1 protein-coding gene is annotated in these 515 nt (G+C 72.4%); it reads left to right on the plus strand.

Features of this window, described 5'->3' with window-relative positions:
- A partial coding sequence (locus I5E_RS25700; RefSeq protein ID WP_042723987.1) for a hypothetical protein occupies positions 1-515 on the plus strand: 515 nt, incomplete at both ends.

Below are 515 nucleotides of genomic sequence, written 5' to 3' on the forward strand. Positions count from 1 at the left end.
CGCGGTGCTCGCGCTGTGCGTCGTCGCCGCACTCGTCCTGCTCGCCGGCCTCGTGGTCGTCACGTCGTCCCCGGACCGGCTGCGCGCGCTCGGTGCGAGCGGCTCGTGCGGCGGCTGGTCCGACGACGAGATCGGACGTGACGAGACCCGGATGAGCGCAGGGTTCGTGATCCGGAACCCGATGGACCGTCCGGTCACGCTCCGGGGAGTCAGCGCGACGTGGGACGCCAGGATCCGCTCGGTGCACATCGTCCTCGCGGAGAAGGTCCGCGGTTCCGGGACGGGTGCGATCTACGGCAACACCGCGGACGTGATCGAGGGAGCCCGGGTGCTCGGGGCGGACGGCGCGGTGATCGCACCGCACCACGACGTCCGGGTCGTCGCCGAGATGCAGGCGGTGAGCATGGCGCACGGCGGGCACCTGACCGGACTCCGGGTCGTGACGCGTGGGCCGCTCGGGACGCTGCAGACGCAGGACCTGTCCGACGTCACGCTCGGGATGACGACACCGCGGT

Source organism: Curtobacterium sp. B18, assembly GCF_000333375.1.
GTDB lineage: Bacteria > Actinomycetota > Actinomycetes > Actinomycetales > Microbacteriaceae > Curtobacterium.